The sequence below is a fragment of the Bacillus sp. AP50 genome, from assembly GCF_040492675.1.
Classification (GTDB): Bacteria; Bacillota; Bacilli; order Bacillales; family Bacillaceae_G; genus Bacillus_A; species Bacillus_A cereus.
In genome coordinates this window covers 1-1,540 of sequence record NZ_JBEUTW010000760.1, presented here as the reverse complement: position 1 = coordinate 1,540, position 1,540 = coordinate 1, and the positions used below count along the sequence as shown (strand labels likewise).

The following is a 1,540-nucleotide window of genomic DNA, read 5'->3' as shown; positions in this document are numbered from 1 at the left end:
ACTCTATAGTGAGCAGTGGAAATGAAGGGAGAATATACATGGAAATTTTACATGCAAAAAGTATTAGTAAAGTATATAAAGGGAAAGTACCTTATAAAGCATTAGTAGATATTGATTTATCAATTCAAGAAGGTGAATTTGTAGGAATTATGGGTCCATCAGGTAGCGGAAAAACAACGTTATTAAATATGGTATCTACTATTGATTCTCCATCATCGGGAGAAATATTTATTAATGGCACAAATCCTTTTCAATTATCATCAGAAGAATTAGCGTTATTCCGCAGAAAACAATTAGGATTTGTTTTTCAATCATTTAATCTTCTTAGCACACTTACTGTAAAAGAAAACATCGTATTGCCGATGACTTTAGATGGTGTTTCCGTGCAAGAAATGAACAAGCGATTGGAAGAGATTGCAGAGAAGTTAAATATTACAGATATATTGAATAAAAGAACGTTTGAAATATCAGGGGGACAAGCTCAAAGAACAGCAATCGCTCGTGCAATTGTTCATAAGCCGCAATTATTACTTGCAGATGAACCAACAGGGAACTTGGACTCTAAATCTTCAAATGATGTAATGGAGATGCTGGATACTCTAAATAAAGAAGAAAAAGCAACGATGATGTTAGTTACACATGATCCGTATGCAGCGAGCTTTTGCAGCCGAGTAATCTTTATTAAAGATGGTCAACTATATAACGAAATTTATTGTGGTGAAAGTAGGCAAACTTTTTATCAAAAGATTATGGATGTCCTTTCTTTGTTAGGAGGGAAAAGGCATGACTTTTCGTCAGTTCGCATTTAATAATATTTTTCGCAATAAGCGTACATATGCTGCCCATTTTTTAAGTAGTGCATTTTCTATTATGATTTTCTTTACGTATGCTCTTTTATTATTTCATCCCGATTTACAAGGTGAGTTGAAATCGACAAGTGCAACAATAAGTGCATTTGGTACATTGGGATTTTCAGTTTCGCAAGGATTGATTTTTGTATTTTCATTTTTCTTCATTTTATATTCAGTTAGTTCGTTTTTAAAAACGCGTAAGAAAGAATTTGGCATTTTAATGATGCAAGGTATGTCAATGAGACAGCTTAAGAAATTATTATTAATTGAAAATATGTTGATTGGACTTGGTTCAATTTGTATAGGGATTTTCATTGGACTCATATTTTCTAAACTAGTCTTATTGATAAGTGCAAGTGTATTAATGATTAATAATGGTTTACCTTTTTATATACCAGTGCGGGCTGTATTATTAACTGTTATCACATTTCTTTTCTTGTTTTTAATTGTTTCATTATTTACATTTAAAATGATAAAAGTAACGGAACTTGTGGAACTTATTCGAGCAGAGGAAAAGCCAAAACCTGAACCGAAATCTTCAGTTTTATTATCGCTACTTTCTTTAATTAGTATAGGGTATGGATATTTTTCAGTATTTCGCTTCATACCAAGTACCAATTTTATTACGCTTGGAATAGGTGTGCTCCTAGTAATTATAGGAACGTACTTTTTATATACACAGTGTAGCG

2 protein-coding genes are annotated in these 1,540 nt (G+C 32.1%); both read left to right on the top strand.

Annotation, left to right across the window (positions count from 1 at the left end):
• Positions 1-38: 38 nt before the first annotated feature.
• Entirely contained in the window at positions 39-809 is a 771-nt protein-coding gene (locus ABWK52_RS29240; protein WP_000404276.1) for an ABC transporter ATP-binding protein, read from the top strand.
• A partial coding sequence (locus ABWK52_RS29235; RefSeq protein WP_353772371.1) for an ABC transporter permease occupies positions 784-1,540 on the top strand: 757 nt, incomplete at its 3' end. The genes ABWK52_RS29240 and ABWK52_RS29235, both read left to right, overlap by 26 nt.

What these genes read in the sequence shown, in the direction of transcription:
- ABWK52_RS29240 (WP_000404276.1), top strand. Translation starts at nt 39, where the DNA reads ATGGAAATTTTACATGCAAAAAGTATTAGTAAAGTATATAAAGGGAAA.